20 protein-coding genes and 1 tRNA gene are annotated in these 24,074 nt (G+C 70.7%); 13 read left to right on the top strand and 8 right to left on the bottom strand.

Features of this window, described 5'->3' with window-relative positions; all coding sequences use genetic code 11:
- Positions 1-443 precede the first annotated feature (443 nt).
- A complete protein-coding gene (locus tag ACFYZ4_RS13525) occupies positions 444-1,010 on the top strand; it encodes a hypothetical protein (RefSeq protein ID WP_351293465.1) in 567 nt (188 codons plus the stop codon).
- A 126-nt stretch (positions 1,011-1,136) separates the two neighbouring features.
- Here the strand turns inward: ACFYZ4_RS13525 and ACFYZ4_RS13520 are convergent, their stop codons facing one another.
- Together ACFYZ4_RS13520 and ACFYZ4_RS13515 are read right to left on the bottom strand one after the other, a co-directional pair.
- Positions 1,137-2,018, bottom strand: a complete 882-nt coding sequence (locus tag ACFYZ4_RS13520) for a hypothetical protein (RefSeq protein ID WP_390783953.1) — start codon at positions 2,016-2,018, stop codon at positions 1,137-1,139.
- A gap of 93 nt (positions 2,019-2,111) precedes the next feature.
- Entirely contained in the window at positions 2,112-2,567 is a 456-nt protein-coding gene (locus ACFYZ4_RS13515) for a hypothetical protein (RefSeq protein ID WP_351293469.1), read from the bottom strand.
- Between the two features lie 457 nt (positions 2,568-3,024).
- Between ACFYZ4_RS13515 and ACFYZ4_RS13510 the strand changes: the two genes are divergently transcribed.
- The 4 genes from ACFYZ4_RS13510 (at position 3,025) to ACFYZ4_RS13495 (ending at position 5,779) form a co-directional block, all read left to right on the top strand.
- A complete protein-coding gene (locus ACFYZ4_RS13510; protein WP_351293472.1) occupies positions 3,025-3,930 on the top strand; it encodes a hypothetical protein in 906 nt (301 codons plus the stop codon).
- Complete coding sequence (locus tag ACFYZ4_RS13505; protein WP_351293474.1) at positions 3,927-4,439, top strand: hypothetical protein; 513 nt, start codon at positions 3,927-3,929, stop codon at positions 4,437-4,439. The genes ACFYZ4_RS13510 and ACFYZ4_RS13505 overlap by 4 nt, the downstream gene beginning before the upstream one ends.
- A gap of 169 nt (positions 4,440-4,608) precedes the next feature.
- Positions 4,609-4,681: transfer RNA gene (locus tag ACFYZ4_RS13500), tRNA-Arg, on the top strand.
- A 231-nt stretch (positions 4,682-4,912) separates the two neighbouring features.
- Positions 4,913-5,779: a nitroreductase/quinone reductase family protein gene (locus ACFYZ4_RS13495; protein WP_390783952.1), complete on the top strand. Its 867-nt coding sequence runs from the start codon at positions 4,913-4,915 to the stop codon at positions 5,777-5,779.
- Here the strand turns inward: ACFYZ4_RS13495 and ACFYZ4_RS13490 are convergent.
- From ACFYZ4_RS13490 to ACFYZ4_RS13470, 5 genes are all read right to left on the bottom strand, one after another.
- Positions 5,703-7,001 (bottom strand): ATP-binding protein, encoded by a 1,299-nt coding sequence (locus tag ACFYZ4_RS13490; protein ID WP_390783951.1) that lies wholly within the window; start codon positions 6,999-7,001, stop codon positions 5,703-5,705. The genes ACFYZ4_RS13495 and ACFYZ4_RS13490 overlap by 77 nt on opposite strands.
- Positions 6,998-7,177 (bottom strand): hypothetical protein, encoded by a 180-nt coding sequence (locus ACFYZ4_RS13485; RefSeq protein ID WP_351293482.1) that lies wholly within the window; start codon positions 7,175-7,177, stop codon positions 6,998-7,000. The genes ACFYZ4_RS13490 and ACFYZ4_RS13485 overlap by 4 nt, the downstream gene beginning before the upstream one ends.
- Positions 7,178-7,465: 288 nt before the next feature.
- Positions 7,466-7,669 carry a hypothetical protein gene (locus ACFYZ4_RS13480; RefSeq protein WP_351293485.1) on the bottom strand — a complete coding sequence of 68 codons (204 nt, stop codon included), beginning with the start codon at positions 7,667-7,669 and terminating at the stop codon, positions 7,466-7,468.
- A gap of 105 nt (positions 7,670-7,774) precedes the next feature.
- Positions 7,775-9,895, bottom strand: a complete 2,121-nt coding sequence (locus ACFYZ4_RS13475; RefSeq protein ID WP_390783950.1) for an MFS transporter — start codon at positions 9,893-9,895, stop codon at positions 7,775-7,777.
- A 110-nt stretch (positions 9,896-10,005) separates the two neighbouring features.
- Complete coding sequence (locus ACFYZ4_RS13470; RefSeq protein ID WP_390783949.1) at positions 10,006-12,579, bottom strand: hypothetical protein; 2,574 nt, start codon at positions 12,577-12,579, stop codon at positions 10,006-10,008.
- A gap of 186 nt (positions 12,580-12,765) precedes the next feature.
- On the opposite strand from ACFYZ4_RS13470, the gene ACFYZ4_RS13465 reads away from it, so the two are divergent.
- From ACFYZ4_RS13465 to ACFYZ4_RS13455, 3 genes are all read left to right on the top strand, one after another.
- The gene (locus tag ACFYZ4_RS13465; RefSeq protein WP_030390041.1) at positions 12,766-13,500 is read left to right on the top strand and encodes a GPP34 family phosphoprotein; all 735 of its coding nucleotides are present in this window, start codon (positions 12,766-12,768) and stop codon (positions 13,498-13,500) included.
- 295 nt (positions 13,501-13,795) lie between these two features.
- The gene (locus ACFYZ4_RS13460) at positions 13,796-14,680 is read left to right on the top strand and encodes a helix-turn-helix transcriptional regulator (protein WP_351293491.1); all 885 of its coding nucleotides are present in this window, start codon (positions 13,796-13,798) and stop codon (positions 14,678-14,680) included.
- A 216-nt stretch (positions 14,681-14,896) separates the two neighbouring features.
- A complete protein-coding gene (locus ACFYZ4_RS13455; protein ID WP_351293494.1) occupies positions 14,897-15,106 on the top strand; it encodes a DUF397 domain-containing protein in 210 nt (69 codons plus the stop codon).
- Positions 15,107-15,271: 165 nt separating this feature from the next.
- Here the strand turns inward: ACFYZ4_RS13455 and ACFYZ4_RS13450 are convergent, their stop codons facing one another.
- Positions 15,272-16,129, bottom strand: coding sequence for a hypothetical protein (locus ACFYZ4_RS13450; protein WP_384342578.1), 858 nt, complete (start codon positions 16,127-16,129; stop codon positions 15,272-15,274).
- 182 nt (positions 16,130-16,311) lie between these two features.
- On the opposite strand from ACFYZ4_RS13450, the gene ACFYZ4_RS13445 reads away from it, so the two are divergent.
- The 5 genes from ACFYZ4_RS13445 to ACFYZ4_RS13425 all read left to right on the top strand — a co-directional run bounded on the left by ACFYZ4_RS13445 (position 16,312) and on the right by ACFYZ4_RS13425 (position 23,861).
- The gene (locus ACFYZ4_RS13445) at positions 16,312-17,508 is read left to right on the top strand and encodes a PLP-dependent aminotransferase family protein (protein WP_390784019.1); all 1,197 of its coding nucleotides are present in this window, start codon (positions 16,312-16,314) and stop codon (positions 17,506-17,508) included.
- Positions 17,509-17,725: 217 nt separating this feature from the next.
- On the top strand, positions 17,726-18,226 hold the full coding sequence (locus ACFYZ4_RS13440; protein WP_390783948.1) for a hypothetical protein: 501 nt from the start codon (positions 17,726-17,728) through the stop codon (positions 18,224-18,226).
- On the top strand, positions 18,223-18,858 hold the full coding sequence (locus ACFYZ4_RS13435) for a hypothetical protein (protein ID WP_390783947.1): 636 nt from the start codon (positions 18,223-18,225) through the stop codon (positions 18,856-18,858). Before ACFYZ4_RS13440 ends, ACFYZ4_RS13435 begins: the two co-directional genes overlap by 4 nt.
- A complete protein-coding gene (locus tag ACFYZ4_RS13430) occupies positions 18,855-23,420 on the top strand; it encodes a putative T7SS-secreted protein (RefSeq protein WP_390783946.1) in 4,566 nt (1,521 codons plus the stop codon). The genes ACFYZ4_RS13435 and ACFYZ4_RS13430 overlap by 4 nt, the downstream gene beginning before the upstream one ends.
- 24 nt (positions 23,421-23,444) lie before the next feature.
- On the top strand, positions 23,445-23,861 hold the full coding sequence (locus ACFYZ4_RS13425; protein WP_390783945.1) for a contact-dependent growth inhibition system immunity protein: 417 nt from the start codon (positions 23,445-23,447) through the stop codon (positions 23,859-23,861).
- Positions 23,862-24,074 lie beyond the last annotated feature (213 nt).

Here is a 24,074-nt window from a genome sequence, read left to right as displayed (position 1 = left end):
CGAGATCGGCGAAGCCGCCGGCCGGCACGACCACCGCGAGCGGTTGGCGCGTTGACGCACGTGCTCGGCGGGACGGGGGGAACCTCCGCCGAGCACTGCGAAGCCCGTTCCGCACGTCGGATCCGAGCCGACCGCGCGCCGGTGACACGGCTCGCGAGCGCATGACCGACCACCTCGCGCGCGCCGTTCCGCCCGGTCGGCACAGCGGTCCATCTCGCCGCGCGGCCGACGCACACCATCCCCCCGCTCGACGGCATTCACGTCGTCCACGCCGAATACGGGGGGAGGTACGGGCACACGAGGATCGGCTTTCGGATCGCCGAATCCGGCAAGGCGAACGAACCCCCGAACCACAAAGTCACACTTCGCGTACGCGACCCCGGACCGCATGTCGCCATGAGACCAATTCGCGCAATACGAGCATGATGAGGGGAAGTTTTCTCGTGCATTCCAAAAAGGTAATTCGCCTGCTGGCGTCCACCGTCGCGGTCGCGGCGAGCGCCCTGTGCGCAGCCGTGCCCCAGGCCCAGGCGTCCGCGCTCGCGGCGCCGGCCGGCGTCGCGGAGGCGGCCTCCACGGCCGCCGCCCCCGACTGCCAGGGGACCTGCGTACTCGGCGTCCGCGCCGCGACCCACCCGGGCTTCGACCGCTTCGTGATCGACCTGGGCGAAGGGCCGATTCCGCAGTGGACCACGACCACCCAGACCACCCCGCTGACCTGCTGCGGTGAGGAGGCGGGCGGGCAGGTGATCCCGATCACGGGCAAGCAGTACCTGAAGATCAAGCTGTCCCCGGCGACCGGGTTCGACTTCACCACCCTCAAGTCGGTGTACACGGGCCCGAAGTACCAGAACTACAACTTCAAGAGCCTCAAGGGGCAGGGCCTCACCGGCGCCACCGACCCCGAGGCCCGCGAGTTCAACATCGGACTCGCCCTCGGCGACCACTCCTCGTACCGGATCTCGAAGCTCACCGCTCCGAACCGGATCGTGGTCGACGTCAACCACTGAGGCCGCACCCGGCGCCGCCGATCCACCGTCACGTCCCGGGGGCGAGCGACGGCCGGATCCCCGGTCCGAGAAGCCGGAAGGACACGTCGACTGCCGTCGGCTTGCCCTTCCGGCGGGTTGCGCGCGCTACTCCCCCGCCCGGGCGAGGATCGTGCGGGCCGCGTCGACCTGCTGCTTGTGCCGCTCTTCCAGCACCGCCAGTGCGTCACCGTGGGCCGCCAGCTTGGTCTGCTGGATCCCGGCCTCCACGATCAGCCACGTGTCGACCAGCTTCGTCTCCTCCTTGCAGGCCACGTCGGCCACGGCCGTGGAGACCTCCTGCGGGGTCGCGCTCGGCCGGCCCGTGAAGTCGTCCGCCGGGTCCAGGGGGGACGCGTAGGTGTATCCCTTGCCCTTCATGCACGCGGACCAGTCGGCGACGACGTTCTTCACCTCCGGCGCGGAACGCGATTCCTCGAACGCGCTGACCGAGATCTCCTGGGCCGTCCTCGCCGCGGCGGGCGGCTCGGCGTCGCCGCGCAGGGCTCTGCCCGCCTCCGCCACGCAGCCGCCCTTCGGAACCTCGTGCCCCTTGTACGTGCCGACGTCGCCCGTGAGGACCTGCCAGGCCTCGTCCGAAGGCCTCTTCAGCCCGAGGTCGGACCCCTTGGCGGGGTGATAGCCGCGGGTCTGCGCCTCGGTCTTGTCCAGGATTCCGTACCTGCGGTCGGACGAGCCCGCCGGGCTTTCGGAGACCGTGTCGTAGGGGAGGCCGTAGCGGCTCATGCACGCGGCCATGGCCCGTCGCTCGGCCTTCGAGAGCAGGGTCGATTCCTCGGTGGTGAGGCTGTAGCGCGCGATCGGCAGCCGCGCGCTCGGCCCCGGGGCCTTTGCCGCGGGGGCCGCGGAGGGCGCGTCGGCGCCGGCGGGCGGGGATTCCGGCCCGCGACCGCTTCCGCCGCTCCCGCCGCTTCCGCCGCTCTCACCGCTCGCGCAGCCGGCGACGGCGAGGACCAGACCGAGGCACAACGCCCCGAGGGCGACCCGGCCGGGCCGCCCCCTTCTCCTTGAGCATGAGTTCACTGCGTACGCCTATGGCTCTGGGGATGCGTCGAGGGAAGGTCAGTTGAAGACGTAGCAGCCGTCGCCCTTGCCGCTGTAGGCGGAGGCGTTCTCGTTGTACGTGTTCACGAGCTTCGAGGCGGACTTGTTCGGCGCGATGGCGTCACAAGGGCCGTCGCCCCAGCTGTTGTAGTAAATGCTCACCCAGAAACCCTGGGAAGTGAAATTCTTGGCCGATGCCGCATTGTTCTTGACTTCCCGGCCCTGCCCCGCCCCACTGGTCAGGAATTTGTCACTGGAGGCCATGACGGGCACGCTGGTGGTGCCCTCGTAGAACGAGTAGGAACCACCGAATCCGCTGTTGTAGAACAGCTGGAGACACTGCCCGTTGGAACGCAGGTCGGAGCAGGTACTGCTCAACATGGAACTGGCACTCGCCGGCCCCGCCAGGGCGAGACCCACACCTGCGAACGCGGAAAGGGCAGCGGCCGTGGCCGCCACACGCTTCAGCTTCATTTCTTCCCCCATTTGTGACTGCGCCCCTTGATCCCAAGCGGCCACCGGCACCTTAACCCCGGGCGATCACCAACTCGTTGGAATATTCGCCGGGAACCTTCCCCGGATGGCCGAGAACCGCCCAGACCCCGCACCGGGCGGACCGCGCCGCCACCCCTTCGCCCGTCGCTGACCTGGGAAAACCCCCTGCAACTCGCCGCGCCGGCCGACACCGCTCCCCCGCGAACCAGAACAGGAATGGCTTATTCACCCCTCTTGATTCGATGAAAATCCCATGCGGAATCACTCACCCCGTAAGCGCGAAAGTCTTCACAATCGGAACTCGTCGCGGCGGGTACCGTGAGCGCGGCCCGAAATGCTTGAAGCCCCCCTCCGTCGAAGTTCGGCAACAGACCGATCACGCGAAAGGCCCTTCACGTTGAGACCGATCAGAGCCATAGCGGGTACCGCCACTCTCGTGGCACTCCTCGCCGCATGCGGAACGCAACAGGCGGGTAACCCGCCCCAGGACCCGGGCGCGCCGGCGAATGCCGCGCCCGCACGGATGTCGCTCGACTCGATTCCGTCGGCTCCCACCAAGGGCCTCGCGGTGGGACTCACCCTTCCGCTCGACGAATTCACCGCCAAGCCCGCGGACGGCTATGCCTGGAAGGTCGCCGTACAGGACCAGTGGCGTTCCTGCATGGCACGGTACGGATTCAAGAACTTCGGCCCGCCCCAGGCTTCCGATCAGGCGGCGCGGGCCCAGGCGGACGCGACCATGGGGCGGCGCTACGGCGTCTCCGATCTCGAGGTGGCGAAGAAGTACGGACACCACCTCCCGACGGACATCAAGGAACCCGCGCGCTGGGAGCCCGCTCCCGGTGCCGAGACCGCCGTGTTCACCGGCAAGGGCCCCGAGCTCAAGGGCAACACCTACGCGGGCAAGGAGGTCCCGCAGGACGGCTGCCGCGGCGAAACCCGCCGGATGTTCCCGGTGCCCCAGACCCCGGAAGCCGAGACGGTCGGGGTCAAGGTCTTCGACGAGACCAAGAGCGACCCGGACGTCGTCAAGGCGTTCGCGCAGTGGTCCTCCTGCATGAAGGGGAAGGGCTACCAGCAGAGCCACCCCCTCGAGGACCTCCGCTCCCTCGGCATCCCCGTCTCCGCCCCGACCGCCGGCAAGGAAGAGATCGCGCACGCGGTCGCCGACGTCGAGTGCAAGCAGCAGACCGGCCTGATCAAGGTGTGGAACGGCAAGGAGACCGAGAAGCAGCGGAAGGCGATCGAGCAGAACGCGCCGAAGCTCACGGAGGAGCGGGCCGCGAAGGACAAGAACGCGGCGAAGGCCGCGCAGGCGTACACAGTGGCAGGGAACCGATGAACATCATCAAGAGAATCGCCACCGTCGCGGCAGTCGGCGCCCTGAGCGCGCTGTCCCTCTCGGTGACGCCGGCGTCGGCGGTCACCACCTACGAGGGGGACGCGTGCAGCTCGAACGGGAACCGCTACTGCTTCGCCATCCACTTCAACAGCCGCGGCGGGCAGACCTGGTACTCCGCCAGCCCCTGCTTCGTCTCGGACGGGGACATCCCGGACTACTTCGGCTACTCGCCTAACGGGGCGACCCTCGTCCGGTACGTCTTCCGGCCCGGCCAGATCTCCGGAACCGTTGCCGCCTGCACGATGACGAACGAGGGCAGCGGCCAAGCGGTCAAGAACAACGCGGCCTCGGCGTCCAACGGCGAATGCGTGGCCGACTACCGCGTCTACTTCAACTCCGGCTACAGCGGCCCCAGCCAGAGCTTCGCCCCGAACTGCGGCGACTACTGGCCGGCGGAAAACCTGGTCTCCGGCCTGTACAACGAAAACGCCTCACACGACCGCTACTGACCCACCCCGCCCGGCGTGGTGCCCCTCCCTCGAAGAGGAGCACCACGCCGCACGGCAGCCGACCGCGGCGCCCGGGAGCGCCGGGCGCTGTGGATCACAGATGCGGATCAAGCACCACCCGCTACACTGACCGCGGTGGCCCGGCCTCACAACCAGGTCTCCGCACCCTGCCTTCGTAGCTCAGGGGATAGAGCACGGCTCTCCTAAAGCCGGTGTCGCAGGTTCGAATCCTGCCGAGGGCACACTTCGAGGACCTCCAGCCGGAAACGGGTGGGGGTCCTTCGTCGCTCTGTGGTTACATGGGCCGCGTGTCGCGTGACGCCGCCTACTGAGATGTGGGCCGGGCGGTGGTTGGGCAGGCACCAGTTGTCGAAGGACCGGGCCCATGGGCATGTACGCCACCGGCTACGGGTGATCTCCCTCGGTTTTGCCGCTGCCATCGCACGCACACACCGTGAGGATCTTTACACTCCGTGTCATTTTCGTTCAATCAGACTGTCATTGATGAGTTCAGGGCCAATGCCGGCCGCGTCGGCGGGCCCTTCGAAGGGTCCGAGCTGATCCTGCTCACCACCACCGGAGCCAGGTCCGGGAAGTCGCACACCGTCCCGCTCGGGTTCCTGCGGGACGCGGGCCGCGACGGCGGGGACCTGCTCGTCGTCGGCTCCGCCGCCGGGGCGGACCGGCATCCCGCCTGGTACCACAACCTGCTCGCGCGTCCCCTCGTACAGGTCGAGACCGGGACCGAGGAGTACGAGGCCGTCGCCGTGCCCGCCGAAGGGGCGCGGCGGGACGAGCTGTTCGCGCGCGTGGTGCGCGCGGAGCCCGGGTACGGGGAGTACCAGGCGCGCACCGGGCGGGTGATCCCCGTCGTGGCGCTCCAGCGGACGCACGAGGCGGCCTCCGGCGAGGGCGGGATCGCCGGGAAGCTGCTCGACGTGCACGGGTGGCTGCGGGCGCAGCTGGCCCTCGTACGGGAGCTCGTACGGGAAGGCGCGCGCGAGGAGCCGCGCGGTGGCGGGCCGCTGCCGCTCGGGCTGCAACTGCGCCAGCACTGCCTCGCGTTCTGCCACTCGCTGGAGTTCCACCACAAGAGCGAGGACGCCGGGCTCTTCCCGTACCTGGAGCAACAGCACCCCCACATGCGGGAGTTCTTCCGCAGGCTCGACGCCGAGCACCTCGTCATCGCGCGGCTCCAGCAGGAGCTGGTGCGGGCGCTGGACGCGCCGGACGGTGCGGGGTTCGGTGACCGGGTGGAGCGGCTCAGCCGCGAGCTGGAGGCTCATCTCGACGCCGAGGAGGCGCAGTTGCTCCCGGTGCTGCGGGCCCTGGGAGCGTGACGCGGGCCTCGGCGCCGCCCCTCTCCCGGTTGCGGAAGGCGAGGGTGGCGCCGAGGGCCCGGGCCTGGCCCACGGCGATGGTCAGGCCCAGCCCGTGGCCCTTGTTGGTGCCCTCCGTACGGAACCGCTGCGGGCCGCTGGTGAGCAGGTACTCCGGATAGCCGGGACCCTCGTCGGTCACGGTCAGGGTCCGGCCGTCCACGGTGACCGTGACCGGGGCCGCGCCGTGGCTGTGCGCGTTGGCCACGAGGTTGCCCAGGATCCGCTCCAGGCGGCGCCGGTCCGTCTCCACCCGCGGCGAGGAGACCACTTCCAGGACCGTGTCGGTGCCGGAGGCCCGGATGGTGCGGGCCGCCAGGTCGGCCAGGTCGTGCGAGTCCAGCTCCACGCGCTCGCTGCGCGTGTCCAGCCGGGAGATCTCCAGCAGGTCCTCGGTCAGCGAACGCATCGCCTGTACCCGGTCCCGTACGAGCTCGGCCGGGCGGCCCGGCGGCAGCAGCTCGGCGGCGGCGTTCAGGCCGGTGAGCGGGGTGCGGAGCTCGTGGGCGACGTCCGCCGTGAACCGCTGTTCCGCTTCGAGCTTGCCCTGGAGCGAAGCCGCCATGCTGTCCAGGGCCCGGGAGACCGCCGCCACCTCGTCCTTGTTGCGCGCGCTGTCGTCGACCCGCGCGTCCAGGTCGCCGGCGGTGATCCGGCGGGCCACCTGCGCGGTCACGTGCAGCCGCCGGGTGATCCGGGTGACGCCGAACGCGCCCATGAGGAGCGTGACGCCGATGGCGAGCCCCGAGGAGCCGAGGATGGCGCGGTCCAGATCGGCGATGGTCTGCTCGCTGGCGCGGAAGTCCACGGAGACGGCTATCGCGGTGCCCTCCTCGGCGGGCGCGGCGGCCCACATGGCGGCGCGGCCGCGCTGCTCGCCGAGCGCCGTGCCGCGTTTGCCGCCGACTGCCAGGGTGCGCAGCTCGGGGGGCAGGCCGACCGGGTCGATGCCCTCGCCGCGCGGCAGGCGCGCGCCGGTCTCGTAGGCCCTGATGGTCCGTTCCAGCTTGGTCAGCGCCTTCTCGCGGGCGGTGCCGACGGTCTGGTGGGTCATGGCGCGGTGCACGAGGACGCCGAGCAGCGCCGCGAGGCCGCAGCACATGAGCGTGATGAAGACCGCGGCCTTCCAGATCAGGGTGGAGGTCCAGGCGGGCAGCCGCGGGCGCGGTGGCCGCCCCCTCATCGGCGTGGCTCCGCCGGGGTGCCGGTGCCGGTCCCCACGCCGGTGCCCGATCCGGTGCCCACGCCGGTGCTGGTGCGCATGGCTGTGCCGCTGCCGGTGCCGCTGCGCATGGCTGTGTCGCTGCCGGTGGTGCCGTCGGCGCCCATGCCGGTGGTGCCGCGCTCGCTGTCGTTCATGGTCCCCGTTCCCCGTTCCCCGTCCCGTGTTCCGTGTCCCCCGTTCACGGTTCCCCGGTCAGCTCACGGTAGTGCGCCCGTCTCCGCGTGTGGTCGGCGGGATCGGGGCGGATCGGGCGGGGTTCGCACCCGGGACCCGGTCAGGCCACGAGGCCCCCGGAGACCGCTACGGGGGCGCGGTGGTCCAACGATTCTCCGGCCGCCACCCGGCGAACGGTCGGAGACGGAAAAAGCCCCTCCGGCCGGAAGCCGGAAGGGCTACGCCCAGTGACGGGTCGGCTCGGTCGGCTAGCTCAGGCCACTGCTGCGTTCGCCGATGCGGTCCCCCTGCGGAGTGCCGGCCCGCTTGAGCGCGGCCTTCGTGTGCGACCCGCCCTTGACCTTGCTCCGTACCGGACCGTCAAAGCCGTGACCCGGCGTACGCGGCGGCTGCGCCTGCTCCTGCGCCTTCGCGATGACCGTCCGGACGTCACGCTTCTGCTCTTTGTTCATCCCGTCGTCAACTCCCTCGGGAAGCACCCAATCGGACTACTGGGATCGTATGCATATATACCGACCAACGCACCCGGACCGGACCGTAAAGAATTCCGGTCCGGATCACCGGCGCGGCGGAGCCGGCAGCTTCGGCTGCCCCAGCGTCTGGTGGACCAGGTCCTCCGGGCAGGGCGTCCCCCGCGGCAGCTGGTACTTCGCCGCGACCCGGTACTCCCCCGGTGCCGGAGCCAGCAGCTCCGTCCACACGTCGCCGCTGTCGTCCGGCGCGGCCTTGAACAGGCATCCGGCGGTGTTCGCGTACTCCTTGCGGAGCGCCCCGCCCTCACCGCTCACGCCGCGCGCCTTCGACGCGAAGGTCTCCTGCGGCGGCGGGACGGGCTTGCCCGCCCCGTCCACCAGCCCCAGCCACGGGGAGTGCGGGATCCGCACCAGCACCCGCCCGGGCTTCTTCACGTCGATGACCAGGCGGTCGGCGCTCGCCCGCACCACGGTCGCCGGTCCCGCCACCAGGTCCGTCGGCTCGTGGACCTTGAACAGCTGCCAGTTCGCGTCGCCCCACACCTGCTGGAGGTACGGGAGCCCCTCGCGCACGAGCTTCGCCTCGTCCTCCCCGCCCGAGTCGGGTTTGTCGGCCGGCAGCACCACGTAGTGCACGGCCCAGCGCTCCAGCCAGGCCCGGTAGCTGTCGGCGGTGAGGGTGTCGTCGTAGAAGAGCGGGTTGCGCTCCAGGTCGGCCTGCCGGTTCCAGCCGCGCGCGAGGTTCACGTACGAGGGGAAGGCGGAGGACTCGCGGTGGCTGCTGGCGGGGACCACCTCGACCCGGCCGCGGTCGGCGCCCGCCTTCTGCAGCTGGTCGACGAGCGGGGCCAGCTCCCGGTTCCAGGCGGCCACCGGGGTGGTGCGGATGATGTCCGTGATGCTGTTGGCGGTGATCCAGGCGTTGATCCCGACGAAGGCGAGGAGCACCCCGTACCAGCGGCGCGAGCGCGGGACCTCGTACGCGAGGGCGGCGAGCAGCACGGCCCCGCCGAACAGCATCACCATCCGGGTGACGTTCGAGCCGACCTGGGAGTCGATCGCCCAGGTCAGGAAGACTCCGAGGGCGTAGACGGCGGAGGCGATCCGGACCGTCTTCCACCGCTTCGGCACGAGGAAGAGGATCAGCAGCGCGAACACGAACGGCAGCCCGGCCGAACCGATCTTCATCGGCTGCGTCCCGGAGAACGGGAAGAGCCAGGCCGACAGTCCCACCACGGCCACCGGGGCCAGCCCCAGCGCGTACGCACCCGGGCGCCGCCGGCTCAGGAACAGCGCGGCCGCGATCACCCCGAGGAAGAGGCCGGCGACGGGGCTGGCGGCGGTCGCGAGCCCGGCCAGCGGGGCCGCCGCCGCGGCCTTGGCCCAGCGGCGTTGCGCCCACTTGCGGGGCCAGCAGAACACGGCGGCCACCGCGGCGAGCGCGAACATCGCGCCGAGGCCGAAGGTGACGCGGCCCGACAGGGCGTTGCAGAGCAGCCCGTACACCCCGGCGAGGGCGGGCCACAGCGGCTCGCGCACGGCGCCGCGGCAGCGGGTGAGGATCAGCGCGAGCAGGCCGGCCGAGACGGTGCCCGCGATCATCATCGTGGTGCGGACGCCGAGCATGTGCATGAGGTAGGGCGAGACCACGCTGTACGAGACGGGGTGCATGCCGCCGTACCAGGCGAGGTTGTACGCGGAGTCGGGATGGCGGCCGACGAACTCGGCCCAGGCGTCCTGCGCGGCGAGGTCGCCGCCGCTGTTGGCGAAGCTGAAGAACCAGGCCACGTGCAGCACGGCGGCGAGGGCGGTGGCGACGGCCACCGGGTGGCGCCGGGCCCAGCCGAAGGCGGCGCGGACCGGGCCGACGGGCTCGGCGGCCGCGGTGGCCGCATCGGTGGCGGTGGTGGCGGCATCCGCCTCGGCGCCGGAACCGGAACCGGAAGCGGAGCCGAGGTCGGAACCGGGTCCGGAATGGGAACCGGGACCGGGACCGGGACCGGCAGAGGAATCGGCATCTGTACCGGAGCCGGCCGTACCGGAGCCTGCCGAGCCTGGCCGGCCGAGGCCGCGGGGCCGTATGGCGCCCGGTGCGGCGTCGTGGCCGGCGGACGGCTCGGGCACCCCGGAGCCCCGTTCGGCTTCCCCGCCGTCGGCCGGCGGGATGGCTTCCTGACGCCGGCCCTGCTGCTCAGCAGTGGTCACTGCCGCTCTCCCCAACACATGAGTCCACACCCGCACACGTCCCGGGTGCCAAGACGCGCCCCGGCGCCCCGGGGTTGCCCGGGGCGCCGGATCCACGCTCTCACCGGATGTCAGCCGACGCGCGTCAGCTTGCTGCCGATGCCCGGCGCGGCAAGGTCGCTCTGCAGCGCCACCGGCACCTTCACCTGGCTGGCGCCCTCGCCGACGGTCAGCATGCCGACCTCGGTCCCGGCCTTCGCCGTCTGCGGCATCTTCGCGCCGCTGTCCGCGAGCTTGACGTCGACGGTCAGCGAGGCCCAGCCGACCGCCTGCACGTCGGCGGTGGCCACGACGGGCGTCCGGCCGCCGAGACCGTCGTCGACGTAGCCCACGACCTCGCCCTTCTTCACGACGGTCGCGCCGTCGAGGGCCTTCTGCGTGGCGACCATCAGCTGCTTGCTCGCGGCGAGCACGGTGTCGATGATCGACGGCTTGTGCTGGCCGAGGACGGCTCCGACGATCAGCTGGTTGGTGTTGCCGACCTTCTTCTGCGCGGCGAAGAGGAGGTTTCCGCCCGCCTTGGTCGTCGTACCGGTCTTGATGCCGAGCGCGCCGGAGGGGCCGGTCAGGCCGTTCCAGTTCCGCCAGCTCTTGCCGTACGGGTCGACCCAGTTGGGCTTCTTCGTGATGTCGAGCAGCGTCTCGATCTCGACCAGCTTCAGACCCAGCTTGACCTGGTCCTCGGCGGTGCTGACCGTGGTCGCGTCCAGACCCGAGGGGTCCGTGTACGTGGTGTTGGTCATGCCGAGTTCCTTGGCGGTGTCGTTCATCTTCTTGACGAACGCCTCCTGGGAACCGGAGTCCCAGCGCGCGAGCAGCCGCGCGATGTTGTTGGCCGACGGGATCATGAGGGCCGCGATCGCGTCGTACTCCGAGATCTTGTCGCCCTCCTTGACCGTGTCGAGGGTGGACTCGTTGTCGGTCGAGTTGTTCTTCTTGCCCTCGGTCTCGGCCGTCTTGTCGATGTCGATCATCTCGCCCTGCTCACCCTTCTTTATGGGGTGGTCGCGCAGGATGATGTACGCCGTCATCGACTTGGTGACGCTCGCGATCGGCACCGGCTTCTGCTCGCCGGACTGGCCGAGCGTGCCGAGGCCGGCGGCCGCCATGTACGCCTGCCCCTCGGTGGGCCAGGGCAGCTGCGGCTTGGCGCCCTCGAAGGTGTACGAGGACTTCGCGGTCATCACGAGCGTCGGCTCGGGCAGCGGGCGCACCAGCTGTACGACGGCCAGGATGATCGCCAGGAGGGCGACGAGCGGGGCGTAGATCTTGACCCGCCGGACCGCCGTGCGCATCGGGCTCGGCGGCGGGGGCGGGTTGTTCGTGAGGTCCGCCAGCATGTCGAGCGGCGGCTTGGGCGGCAGCGGCTGCTGGGTGGTCCGCTCGGACCGGTCCACGGCGGCGGGCAGCTTCGGCCGCTGCCGGGCCGCGGGCGCCGGTGCGGCGCCGCCGCTCTCCGGACGCAGCGGGACGAAGGTGCTGCCCTTGGGCTCCGCGGCGGCGGGCTCGGCTCGGGTGGGCTTGGCCTCGGCGGGCTTGCTCTCTGCGGGCTTGGCCTCGGTGAGCTTGGTCTCGGTGGGCTTGGTCTCGGCCGGGGTGAACCTGGCTTCGGCCGGCTTGGCGAGGGTCGGCTTCGGGGCGGCGGGCTTGAAGGTCTCCGTCTTGACGGCATCCACCTTCGGGACCCGGAAGACGGCGGTGCGCTCACTGTCCGCGGGCTTGTCGGTCTTGGGCTTCGCCTCCCCGGCCGGAGCCGAAGCGGAAGGCGGCTTCAGCGCGCGGAACACGGCCGTACGCTCGCTGTCCGCGGGCTCGTCGACAGCGGGCTCGGGCTTCGGCCGCTCCGGGGAGGAGGTCGAAGCGGAATCCAGCTTCACGGCCCGGAACACGGCCGTGCGCTCGCTGTCAGCGGGCTCCTCGACTGCGGGAGCGGGCTTCGCCGGCTCCGCGGCCGGAGCAGAAGCGGAATCGACATCCGGCTTCACGGCGCGGAAGACGGCGGTGCGCTCGTTGTCGACGGGCTTCGCCTCCGGAGCCGAACCGGACCGGACACCGGAAGCCGAAGCGGAACCAGAAGCGGAACCGGAAGTGGAGCCTGAAACGGAAGCCGGAACCGGCTCCTCGGCACGGGCGTCCGGAGCGGCCTCACGCTGCGGCGCGACAGCCGGCTCGGCGGCGTCGGGCTCTTCCGCCCGCACCTCCGCATCCGCATCCGCGTCGGCTTCGGTAGCGGCCTCGGCTTCCGCTTCCGCATCCGCATCCGCATCCGCACCGGAATCCACCCGTTCGGAGGTCTCCGCGGCTTCGTCGGCCTTGGCGACCCATGCCGCCACCGCTTCGCGCAGCGGATCCCGCGCGCGGTCGGTTTCGGCCACGGGCTCAGCCGCGGACTCGGACTCAGCCGAGGACTCGGCCACGAACTCAGCCGAGGACTCGGCCACGGGCTCGGACTCGGACTCGGTGTCGGCCTCGGGAACCGCGTCGGCCCCGCCCGCCGTCTCCGTCTCCGCCTCGCCGGCGCGAACGTCCCGGTCCTCGGGATCCCTCGGCCGGAACACCGACAGCCTCGGGTCACGCTCCGCGGACGACTCCGCCGCCCCCGGCGCTCCTGCATCTACCGACTTGTCGGGGGACTCGCCCGCCACCGTTCCTCCTCCATCGCCGCCACGTCCGGCTGTCCGAATGTCTAACAGTGTCCCGTCTCGGGGGCATCGCCCCCGTGCTAGACGAGAACGACATAGCTGCGGGTTCCCCCACAAAGCGGCCACGCGCTCTCGACAGATGAATGTGAGAGGCGTCACCCTGTCACTCATCCACGCGGGGAGGCATGGATGGGCAGGAGCCGCAGAACAATTCCGGAGGAGCTTCTGCTGCTCGCCTTGGACCCGGCCACGGGTACCACGGCGCAGCCGCAGTCGCTCGACCTCGGCCTGGCCGGGGCACAGCTAGTGGAGCTGGCTCTGGCAGGACGGATAGCCCCTGATGGGGATCGTATCGCCGTGGTGATGCCACGGCCGACAGGAGATCCGACTCTGGACTCCGCACTGGAACTGCTGCGCAGGCGCGGCAGCCCGGTACGGGCCGTCCACTGGATCGGCGGACCCCGACTGGGGCTCCGCCAGATTTACCTCGCTCATCTGGAGCGCTGCGGCATGGTCCATGCCGTCGCGGGACAGATGTGCGGTGTGCTTCCGACAACTCGCTACCAGGCGACGGACACGGAAATCAGCCGGGAGATCCGAGCCCGGCTCGACAGTGCGATCCGCACCGGCGTACCGCCGGACCCGCGGACCGCGGCGCTTGCCGCACTGGCCCACGCGGTCGGACTCGGCAAGCACCTGTACCCCGGCAACGAGGGGCGGTCGTCCAGGTCCCGACTGCGGGACCTGATCCGGCACGACCCGATGGGCGGACTCGTGGCGCATGCCGTGATGGACGTCCAGAACGGTGTGGCCGCACAGCCGCGCCGTGACCGCGCACCGGCACCACCGGCCCGGGCCACGGCGAGCAGCGTCCCGCTGCAGCCGCGCCGGACCGGTGCGATGGCCCGCGCGGCCGCGCACTGATCCACCGGTTACAACCAGTTCGGGTCTGAGGGTCCCTCGCGGATCCCTCGCGGATCCGCTCAGCTCGACCTCAGCTCCATCGCAACGCCATCGCCGTGACCGACGTCCGCAAAGACCCGGTTCGGGAGCCGCCAGCGCGCGGGGTGGCGGGGCCGGTTCGCCGACCCCGCCGCCCCGCGCGTCTGTGTTTCCCTGCCGTTCCCCAGCGGCGGCGCCCGCTTCGGTGGCAGTCTGCTCGACATCAGACACGCAGAGAGATCGCTGCACGACAGAAGAAGGCGGAGGTGCCGTTCCCGTGGCGTCCAATGTCAATCCCACCGTCCGACGCCGCCGACTGGGCATGGAGTTGCGCAAGCTCCGCGAGGACAAGGGCATGACGGCCGAACAGGTCGCCGAGCGCCTCCTCGTATCCCAGTCCAAGATCAGCCGGCTGGAGAACGGCCGCCGTTCCATCAGCCAGCGGGACGTCCGCGACCTGTGCGACGTGTACGAGGTCGAGGACCGCCGGCTCATCGACTCGCTCATGCAGATGGCCAAGGACTCCCGCCAGCAGGGCTGGTGGCACGCCTTCGGCGACATCCCGTACAGCGTCTACATCGGCCTGGAGACGGACGCCGCCAGCCTGCGCACGTACGAACCCCTGGTGATCCCCGGCCTGCTCCAGACCACGGAGTACGCCCAGTCCCTCGTCCGCGGCGCCTGGCCGGAGACCGCCCCGGCCGACGTGGACAAGCGGGTCCAGGTCCGCATGCACCGCCAGAAGCGGCTCTCCGAGACCGAGAACAACAACCCGGAGCTCGGGCCGCTGCGCCTGTGGGCGGTCATCGACGAGGCCGCGCTGCGCCGGCGGGTGGGCGACGCCCAGCTCATGACCCGGCAGCTGGCGTACTTGATAGAGCAGTCGGAGCAGCCGCACGTCACCGTGCAGGTGATGCCCTTCGCGCTGGGCGCCCATCCCGGGGTCAACGGCCAGTACGCGATCCTGGAGTTCCCGGACGCGTCCGACTCCACGGTCGTCTACATCGAGGGCGTGACGAGCGACCTGTACCTGGAGAAGGCCAACGACGTGCAGAAGTACAGCGTGATGTACGAACACCTGCGCGCGCAGGCCCTCAACGTCGACGAAACCCGCCGGTTCATCTCCGGCATCATCGACGAATACGCCAACAAGGGCGAATAGTCCGATGAGGTCGAATGACCCCGTGATGTGCCGGGCGAGTGGCGAAGGGGTCGGTACGGTACACCGTCACTCCCCGGCCACATAAGGCCTGAATGGAATATGCCACTCGGTCGGGTGAACGCTCCCTTCACCTATCAGGAGCTGCCGGTAGCGTCGATCAGGTCAGCCGGAAATGGCTGACAAGACACCGGAACTACTCGCTCACCGGAGAGAAACATGGCTATTCGTCAGGGCGCCACGGACAACTGGGTCAAGTCCTCCTACTCCGCCAACGGCGCCTGCGTCGAGGTCAAGTCCCCCGTCATGGAGGCCATCGCCGTCCGCGACTCGAAGGTGCAGGACGGTCCGTCCCTCACCTTCGCGCCCGGCTCCTGGACCTCCTTCGTCGCCGACGTCACCGAGGGCCGGCCGGGACGCCTCGCCTGAAGATCACGGCGCGTCCCCACCTTCCCTCCTACTTGAGCCCTCTCGACCGGTCCGCCGTCTTGGCCGAGGGGGCTCGGCCATGTCCGCGTACGGGCACGGGCAGCTGCACGGGCAGGTGCACGGACACGGGCACATGCACGCGGACGCGCACACGCACGGGCCCGGTCAGCGCAGCTGGTCGACGTACCGGTCCGTCCCCGGCACCGTGGGGATGAACGGCGCCACCAGCTCCACCCGCCCCAGCCCCGCCCCGGCCACCTCTGCGTCCAGTCCCTGGAAGCGGTCCCAGCACTCCCGCGGATCGGCCTCCAGGAACCACAGCAGCGTGAGCCGGGTGTCCACCCCCTCGACCTGCTTGACGTACGTCATGCGGTCGCCGGGCAGCGGGGTGGGCCGGAAGACCGTCACCATCGCGGCCGGGGAGCCGTGCAGCCGCTTCGGCAGGGCGCGCGAGCGCAGCCATTCCAGCAACTCGGCCCGCTGCTCGGGCCCGTCGGCGTCGACGACCTGGACCACGAGGCCGGCGTACGGGTGGTCGAGGGCGTGGAAGTCCCGCGGGCCGGCGGCGCCGTCGCGGTAGACGGTGGCCGCGTGGTCCTGGAAGGCCGTGAAGACGTGGGTGCGGTCCTGGTAGACCCGGCCGTCGCGGTTCAGGCGCTTGTTGATGCCGACGGTCCACTTCATGTGCTCGTCGTAGCGGCCCTCGGTGACCCAGTACGTCGATATGTAGCAGCCGGCGGTGACCGGTTGGGCGACGGCCGACTTCTCCGGGTAGCGCAGCTCCTGGAGCTCGCGGGTGGCGACCCAGCGGCGGCCCGCGTACATCCAGGGCATGGCCATGGCGCCGGCGTAGTAGTGGTCGTCCTCGTACCAGCGGTTGTACGCGAACTCGTGCCCCGGGTGCGGTTCCACCATGGTGATCAGCGCATGGCCGGGGCGGACGCCGTACGGGCCGACGGACGCGAGCGCGGCGTAGTCGTCGACGCGGGTGTCCTGCTGCGGTTCCTGCTCTCCTGTCGTCATGGGAACGGTCTAGCTGATGCGACGTCAGATGGGGAGGGGTCCGTCCGCCCGTCCACCCCCTGATACATACATGCCATCTACAACTTTCTCGGCCTACGATGCGCGCACCCGTATCCCATCTCCCGTCTCCCGTCTCCGGAGGAGCGCCCGTGTCTGCCACTCCCCTGCCCGCTCCGGCCGATATGGCGTCGCCGCCGCCCGCGTTCGCTGCCCGTGCGAGCTCGGTCGAGGGCTCCCCCGTACGCGAGATCCTCGCGCTCACCGAACGCACCGGGATCATCTCCTTCGCCGGCGGCCTCCCCGCTCCCGAGCTCTTCGACACCGAGGGCCTGCGGGCCGCGTACGACGCCGCCTTCGCGGTGTCGGCGCGGCGCGCGCTCCAGTACTCGACCACCGAGGGCGCGCCGGAACTCCGCGCGGCCGTGGCCGCCCGGACCACGGCGCGCGGCCTGCCGACCGACGCGGACGACGTCGTCATCACCTCGGGCTCCCAGCAGGCCCTCACCCTCATCGCCACCACCCTGATCGAACCCGGGGACGTGGTGCTGGTCGAGGACCCCACGTACCTGGCGGCGCTCCAGTGCTTCGGGCTGGCGGGAGCGCGGGTGGTGGCCGTGCCCTGCGACGGGGACGGCATCATCCCCGAGGCCCTCGCGGACCTCGTGGCCCGTGAACACCCGAAGCTGCTCTACACCGTCCCCACCTTCCAGAACCCGACGGGACGCACCCTGCCGGCCGGCCGGCGGGCGGCGGTGGCACGGATCGCGGCGCGGCTCGGGCTGTGGCTGGTGGAGGACGACCCGTACGGGGACCTCCGCTACGAGGGCTCCGACGTCCCGTGGCTCGCGGCGCACCCGGGGGCGGAGGACCGTACGGCCCTGCTCGGCAGCTTCTCGAAGATCATGGCGCCGGGGCTCCGCCTGGGCTGGCTCCGGGCCCCGGCGGCCCTGCGCCGGGCCGCGGTGGTCGCGAAGCAGGCCGCGGACCTCCACACCTCGACGGTGGACCAGCTCGCCGCGGCCCACTACCTGGCGACGACGGACCTGACCGCCCACATCGCCACGGTCCGCACGGCGTACCGCGAACGGCGCGACGCGCTGCACGACGCCCTGACCCGGACCCTCCCGGCCGGCTGCGAGTGGAACCTCCCCGCGGGCGGCATGTTCCTGTGGGCCCGGCTGCCCGAGGGCCACGACGCGACCGCCCTCCTCAAGACGGCGATCACCCACGGCGTCGCCTTCGTCCCGGGAGCCCCCTTCCACCCGACCACCCCGGACCCCCGCACCCTCCGCCTCTCCTTCACGACCCACACCCCACCGGAAATCCACCAGGGCGCAACCCGCCTGGCCCGCGCCCTGAAGGAGCACGGCGGCACCTGAGCACTCCGACGCACGGAACCCTGTTGCTTCTGCAACGGAATCCCGCCACGCAGGCACGGCAGCTACATATCGGTCAACTCACTGATCCGAGAGCAGATACCAGACGGCGCGAGCACCCGAGGACCCTCCCACCTGTCTCGATCTGTGCACTACCGAACAGTGAAGTTGGCTCACCCCGCCCCCTCGTGCAAAGGTTCGTTCGATCAGGACGGACGGGGTGGGGGTCCAGGTGGGGTTCGACGAGGAGTGGGGTCGGCTGCGCGCCGATGCCGTTGAACGGCGCGCGGGTTCGAGTCCTTCGAAGCCATCGGGGCCGGCGGATGTGGGCGCCGTCGTCGGTTCGGTGGAGGCCGATCCGGTGGCGGAGGCGCGGGAAGCGGTGCTGGAGCGGCTGGCGGACTTCCGCAGCCGCGTGGTCCTGGTGCCGTTGGACGCGCGGGGCGGCCTGTGGACGGCCGAGTTGGGCGGGCTGGACTGGATCTGCGTCTTCTCCGACGAGGAGGCGTTGGGGCGGTTCGCCGAGGCCCGGGGCGAGGCCGACCGCGAGTGGGCGTACCGGCGGGTGGTCGGTGCGCGGCTGCTCGACGGGGTGGTGCCGGCGCTGGACTTTCCCTGCGGGGTCGCGTGGAACGCGGCCGGCCCGGACGGCATGGTGCTCCCGCCGATGCGCGGGATCGTCCCGGACACGGCGGCACTCGACGGGGAGGCGGCCTCGTGAGCGGGGACGGAGCGGACCTCGACGTCTCGAAGCAGGCGTTGGGTCAGATCGCCAAGGGGATCACGGACAGCCTGGCCGAGCTGAAGGAACTCGGGTCGGTGGGCGCGGCGAGCATGGGCGGCGGCTTCACCGAGCTGGGGCTCAGCGGGCTGGAGACCGGGCACGCGGGTCTGACGGCCACGCTGGGCACGTTCTGCGAGCGCTGGGGCTGGGGGGTCCGCTCACTGGTGCAGCAGGGGAACACGTTCGCCCTGAACGTGGGGCTGTCGGCGGGCGCGATGCACGAACAGGACCAGTACATCCAGGGGAGCTTCAAGGTCGTGACGAACGCGGCGCTCGGCAATCCGTACGCCTCCGAGAAGGACGTCATCGACAAGGACTGGGGCGAGGTCCTCTCCGACAACCCGATCACCCAGATCCGGGACGCCGACTACAGCCCCGAGTCCTTCGACCGGGCCACGGAGAACGGCAACGAGGCCTGGAAGACCGCCGTCCGGGACGTCAACAGCTCGGACATCCTGCTGTCCAACCAGATCCTCGACGCCGTCGGCCTGCGCGACGACATGGACGGCGTGGTGGACGGCCTGGTCGGACCCGCCCCCGAGGCGCAGCCGGGTGGTGAGGGCCGATGACGGACTGGGGCGGCCTGGTCGACAAGGGTCTCGACAGGATCGGGGACGGGGTCGACTCGGCGAAGAAGGTCATCGGTCACGGGGTGGACCGGGCCACCGACGAGGTCGGCGGCGCACTCGACAAGGCCGGCGCGCACGACTGGGCCGACAAGGTCGAGGACTTCGGCGACCGGGTCGCCTCCCGTCTCGGGGCCTCGGTACCGGAGCAGGAGCTCGGCCAGAGCGAGCAGGCGGACGAGCTGGTCCACGGCAAGTCGTCGGCGATCCGGGCCACCGCCAAGCACTTCACGGACTTCCAGGCGGCCTTCGAGCGGGTCGGGCAGGGCATGAAGGCCCTGGACTCGGACCGGTGGAAGGGGCAGGCCGCCGACACGTTCCGCGAGAAGTTCGCGATGCACCCCACCGACTGGCTGCGCGCCTCCGACGCGTGCGAGGCGGCGAGCGGCGCGCTCACCCGGTACGCGGAGACGGTGGAGTGGGCGCAGAAGCAGGCGGACGAGGCCATCGCGCTCCACAAGGCGGCGGTGAAGGCGACGAAGGACGCCCACGACGCACATGTCGCCAAGGAGGACGCCTTCAAGGCGGCGTCGAAGGCCGGCCGTGATCCCGGCCCGGTGCCGGTGGAGGGCGCCGACCCGGGTGAGGCCACCCTCAAGCGGGCCAAGGAGATCCTCGACGAGGCCCGCAGACAGCGCGACGAGGCCGCCGCGACGGCCGAGCGCACCCTCAAGGCCGCCATGGAGCACGCCCCGGCCGAACCCCCGGCAACGGACCGGCTCCTGGCCGGGCTGTACGACTACGCGGGCTCGGAGGCGGTCGAGATCACCCACCTCGCGGGCGGTGTCGCCAAGGGCGCGGCGGGAACGCTGAACTTCGCCCGCGGCCTGAACCCGTTCGACCCGTACAACCTGACGCACCCGGCCGATTTCCAGCAGAACTTCACCATGACACTGGCCGGTCTCGTCTCCACCGCGTCCCACCCCGAACGCATCCCCGGCCCGATGATCGACAGCTACATGGCGGACCCCAGCGAGTTCAAGGGCCGTCTCCTTCCCGACCTCATCGGCTCGAAGGGCCTGCCCACCCTCCGAGCCGGCGCCCGCTTCGCCGAGGAGGCGGCGAGTTCGAGCGCCGCGCGGGCGGCCGCCAAGGCCGAGGCCGAGGCCGCAGCCCGCCGCAAGGCGGACCTGAAGTGCAAGGCCGACCCGGTCGACGTCGCGACGGGCCGGATGGTCCTGCCGCAGACCGACCTCGTCCTCCCGGGCTCGCTGCCGCTCGTGTTCACCCGCACCTTCGAGTCCTCGTACCGCGCGGGCCGCTGGTTCGGCCCGTCGTGGGCGTCCACGGTCGACCAGCGCCTGGAGATCGACGAGGAAGGCGTGATCCTCGTACGCGAGGACGGCAGCCTGCTCGCCTACCCGCACCCGGAACCCGGAACTCCCGTACTCCCCGGCCACGGTCAGCGCTGGCCGCTCACCCTCGACGCGGACGGCGGATACACGGTCACCGACCCCGAGTCCGGACACGTGCGCCACTTCACGGACGAGGGTCTCCTCAGCCAGCTCGACGACCGGGGCGGCGCCTGGATCGCCTTCGCGTACGACGAGACGGGCGCGCCGACCGCCCTGTCCCACAGCGGCGGCTACGAGCTGCGCCTCAGCTCGTCGGAAGGCCGAATAACCGGCCTGGCGCTCGCCGACGGGACCGAGGTGCTCCGCTACGCGTACACGGACGGCCACCTCACCCACGTCACCAACTCCTCCGGCCGCCCCCTCCGGTTCGGCTACGACGCACTCGGCCGGATCACCTCCTGGACCGACACCAACGACCGCCACTTCGCCTACGTCTACGACGATCGGCACCGCTGCGTCGCCCAGTCCGGCACCAACGGCCACCTCGACGTCCGCTTCGCCTACGGGGACGGCTCCACCACCTACACCGACTCCCACGGCCACGAGACCCGGTACCTGGTCGACCATCGCGCCCGGATCACGGCCGAGACCGACGCCACGGGCGCCACCACCCACCTCACCCACGACGCGTACGACCGCCTGCTGACCAGCACCGATCCGCTGGGCCACACGACCCGGTACGTCTACGACGAACAGGGCCTGCTCACCACGGTGGTCCGCCCCGACGGACGCGAGGTACGGGCCGAGTACGACGCGCTGGGCCTGCCGGTCACGGTGATCCAGCCGGACGGCCGGGTGACCCGGGCGACGTACGACGGCCATGGCAACCGCACCTCCGCCACCGCCCCGCACGGGGCGACGAACCGCTTCACGTACGACGGCCGCGGCCACCTGGCCTCGGTGACGGACCCCCTCGGTGCGGTCACCACGGTCCGCTGCGACCCGGCCGGCCTGCCCCTGGAGATCACCGATCCGCTGGGCGCGACGAGCCGGTACGCACGCGACGCCTTCGGCCGCCCGATCGCCGTCACCGACGCGCTCGGGCACACCACCCGTCTCACCTGGAGCGTGGAGGGCCGCCTGCTCCGCCGGGAGACCGCCGACGGCGGCACGGAGTCCTGGACCTACGACGGCGAGGGCAACTGCACCTCCCACACCGACCCGGTGGGTGGAGTGACGCTCTCCGAGTACGGGGACTTCGACCTCCTCACCGCCCGGACCGGACCGGACGGCGTCCGCTACTCCTTCACCCACGACACCGAGCTGCGCCTGACCTCGGTCACCAACCCCCAGGGCCTGACCTGGACCTACACCTACGACTCGGTCGGCCGTCTCGCCTCCGAGACGGACTTCGACGACCGCACCCTGGCCTACGGGTACGACGCCGCCGGCCGCCTGGTCTCCCGTACGAACGCACTCGGCGCCACGACGACGTACGCGCACGACGCCCTCTCCCGCCTCCTGCGCAAGGAGACGGCGGACGGCATCACGTCCTACGCGTACGACGCCTTCGACGAGCTGGCCCGGGCCGTCTCGCCGGACGGGACCACGCTGGCCCTGGTGCGGGACCGGTACGGCCGCGTCGTCTCGGAGACGGTCGACGGACGCACCCTCACCCATGCCTACGACTCCGTGGGACGCAGAGCCGGCCGCACCACGCCTGCCGGGGCCGTCTCCGAGTGGACGTACGACGCGGCCGGCCGGCGCAGCGCCCTCAGCGCATCGGGCCGCACCCTGACCTTCGAACGGGACGCCGCGGGCCGGGAGCTGACCCGCACCATCGGCCCGGACCTGACCCTGGCCCACGCCTACGACCCGGTCGGGCGCCTGACCGACCAGCACCTCGTCGGCCGGGACGGCCGCACCCTCCAGCGCCGCGGGTACGGCTACCGTGCGGACGGCGCCCTCACGGCGATCGACGACGCGCTCGCCGGTCCCCGCACCTTCACCCTGGACCCGGCGGCCCGGGTCACGGCGGTCGACGCGACCGACTGGACCGAGCGCTACGCCTACGACGACGCCGGCAACCAGACCAGCGCCTCCTGGCCGGCCCGCCACCCGGGCGCGGAGGCCCGGGGCGACCGCTCGTACACCGGCACCCGCATCACCCGCGCCGGCTCGGTCCGCTACGAACACGACGCCCTCGGCCGGGTCACCCTCCGGCAGAAGACCCGCCTCTCCCGCAAGCCGGACAGCTGGCACTACGCGTGGGACGCGGAGGACCGCCTGACCGGGGTCACCACCCCGGACGGCACGCGCTGGCGCTACCGCTACGACGCGCTGTCCCGCCGCACGGCCAAGCAGCGCCTCGCGCCCACCGGCGAGGTGGCGGAGGAAACCCTCTTCACGTGGGACGGCACCACCCTCTGCGAACAGACGGCGGGCCCGGTCACCCTCACCTGGACGCACCACGGCCTGCACCCGCTCACCCAGGCGGAGCGGGTCCTCGGCACCACGGACGACCGCTTCTTCGCCATCGTCACGGACCTCATCGGCACCCCGCGCGAACTGGTCGACGAGGCGGGTGAGATCGCCTGGCGCGCCCGCTCCACCCTCTGGGGCTCCACCACGTGGACCCGCGACGCCGCCGCCTACACCCCGCTCCGCTTCCCGGGCCAGTACTTCGACCCCGAGTCGGGCCTCCACCACAACCACTTCCGCACGTACGACCCCGAAACGGCCCGCTACCTCACCCCGGACCCCCTGGGCCTCACCCCGGCCCCCAACCCGGCCACATACGTCTCAAACCCCCACACGTGGTCAGACCCTCTCGGTTTGACACCGTGCCCCGAGCTGGGGCTGAGTGATGCAGCTCAGCGCGCGATAGAGAAGCTAGAAAACATAAAGGCAGACCCAGTAGGAGAAATCAACTCCCAACCAAATCACAATCACTACGATGCCGCTCGAAGAGAGGCTGACGGAGAGGTCGTAGCGAGAAAGAAAGACGGAACTCCATTTGATCACATCGCCGACCTAACCCAGGCCAGAAACGGACTTGATCACGTAAGAAGGACGCTGGAGCGTGAGATCTCCAATCTTCCCGACTCCATCACCGATCGCGGACTCGAGGTACTGATAAACAAACGGAAGGAGACAATTCAAATGCTGGATCGACTGAATGGCTTCCTTCATTCAATCGGGCACAGATAGATTCCACCCACGCGAAGGACGCAAATGAACAAAGATCCTGAAGCAAGTCGCACTCTCGAAGAACTCGAGGGGGATAGCTGGCCCGATGCGCCAGCAGAGTCGACCAGCCTGGTCAAAACGGTCCACAGGCTACGGCGGCGCCCGGTTGACGGGCTGACAGCGTACGAACTTGGGCGCCTGATCGGACAGGATGTCGGGCTACGGTGGACGCTCCCCCGCGCACTTGCAATTCTCCGCGATACGGCACCGGCCCAGAACGACGGGGGATTCTATGACGACGACCTGCTGTCAGCGGTACTCACCCGCGAAGCGGCCACCTGGCTCGCGCACCCTGGCCTCGCACGGGAAATGCGGGAGATCCTGCACCTACTCAGCGATCTTTCGCCATACATCGAACGCGACAGGAAGAAGTTTCTTGAGGCTTCCGAAGGCATCGAATGACACAGCTTTCAGGATCCATCCACCTTCGATGATCCAAGCCGCCTTCTAGAAAGCAGTGAGCGACCTTACCCGGTTACGGGTCGGCATCAAGACGGGGGCTCCGCCGCCCTGGAGGAGGATGGCATCGTATGGAGATGAACCGCTCGATGACGCGCCTGCCGGGCCGAGTCGACACGGTGGGCATCGGGCCGGATGAAGCCCCTCCAGGGCTCC

This window comes from Streptomyces sp. NPDC001513 (genome assembly GCF_042894695.1).
In the GTDB taxonomy this organism is placed as follows: Bacteria; Actinomycetota; Actinomycetes; order Streptomycetales; family Streptomycetaceae; genus Streptomyces.
The sequence above is the reverse complement of the archived record's forward strand: the minus strand, read 5'-3'. Positions and strand labels throughout refer to the sequence as shown.

Excerpts from the sequence above, each read along its gene's own strand:
- ACFYZ4_RS13465 (WP_030390041.1), top strand. The coding sequence starts at position 12,766 with ATGGGCAGGAGCCGCAGAACAATTCCGGAGGAGCTTCTGCTGCTCGCC.
- ACFYZ4_RS13425 (WP_390783945.1), top strand. The coding sequence starts at position 23,445 with ATGAACAAAGATCCTGAAGCAAGTCGCACTCTCGAAGAACTCGAGGGG.
- ACFYZ4_RS13515 (WP_351293469.1), bottom strand. The coding sequence starts at position 2,567 with ATGAAGCTGAAGCGTGTGGCGGCCACGGCCGCTGCCCTTTCCGCGTTC.
- ACFYZ4_RS13490 (WP_390783951.1), bottom strand. The coding sequence starts at position 7,001 with ATGAGGGGGCGGCCACCGCGCCCGCGGCTGCCCGCCTGGACCTCCACC.
- ACFYZ4_RS13480 (WP_351293485.1), bottom strand. The coding sequence starts at position 7,669 with ATGAACAAAGAGCAGAAGCGTGACGTCCGGACGGTCATCGCGAAGGCG.
- ACFYZ4_RS13430 (WP_390783946.1), top strand. The coding sequence starts at position 18,855 with ATGACGGACTGGGGCGGCCTGGTCGACAAGGGTCTCGACAGGATCGGG.
- ACFYZ4_RS13485 (WP_351293482.1), bottom strand. The coding sequence starts at position 7,177 with ATGAACGACAGCGAGCGCGGCACCACCGGCATGGGCGCCGACGGCACC.
- ACFYZ4_RS13455 (WP_351293494.1), top strand. The coding sequence starts at position 14,897 with ATGGCTATTCGTCAGGGCGCCACGGACAACTGGGTCAAGTCCTCCTAC.
- ACFYZ4_RS13450 (WP_384342578.1), bottom strand. The coding sequence starts at position 16,129 with ATGACGACAGGAGAGCAGGAACCGCAGCAGGACACCCGCGTCGACGAC.
- ACFYZ4_RS13445 (WP_390784019.1), top strand. The coding sequence starts at position 16,312 with ATGGCGTCGCCGCCGCCCGCGTTCGCTGCCCGTGCGAGCTCGGTCGAG.
- ACFYZ4_RS13505 (WP_351293474.1), top strand. The coding sequence starts at position 3,927 with ATGAACATCATCAAGAGAATCGCCACCGTCGCGGCAGTCGGCGCCCTG.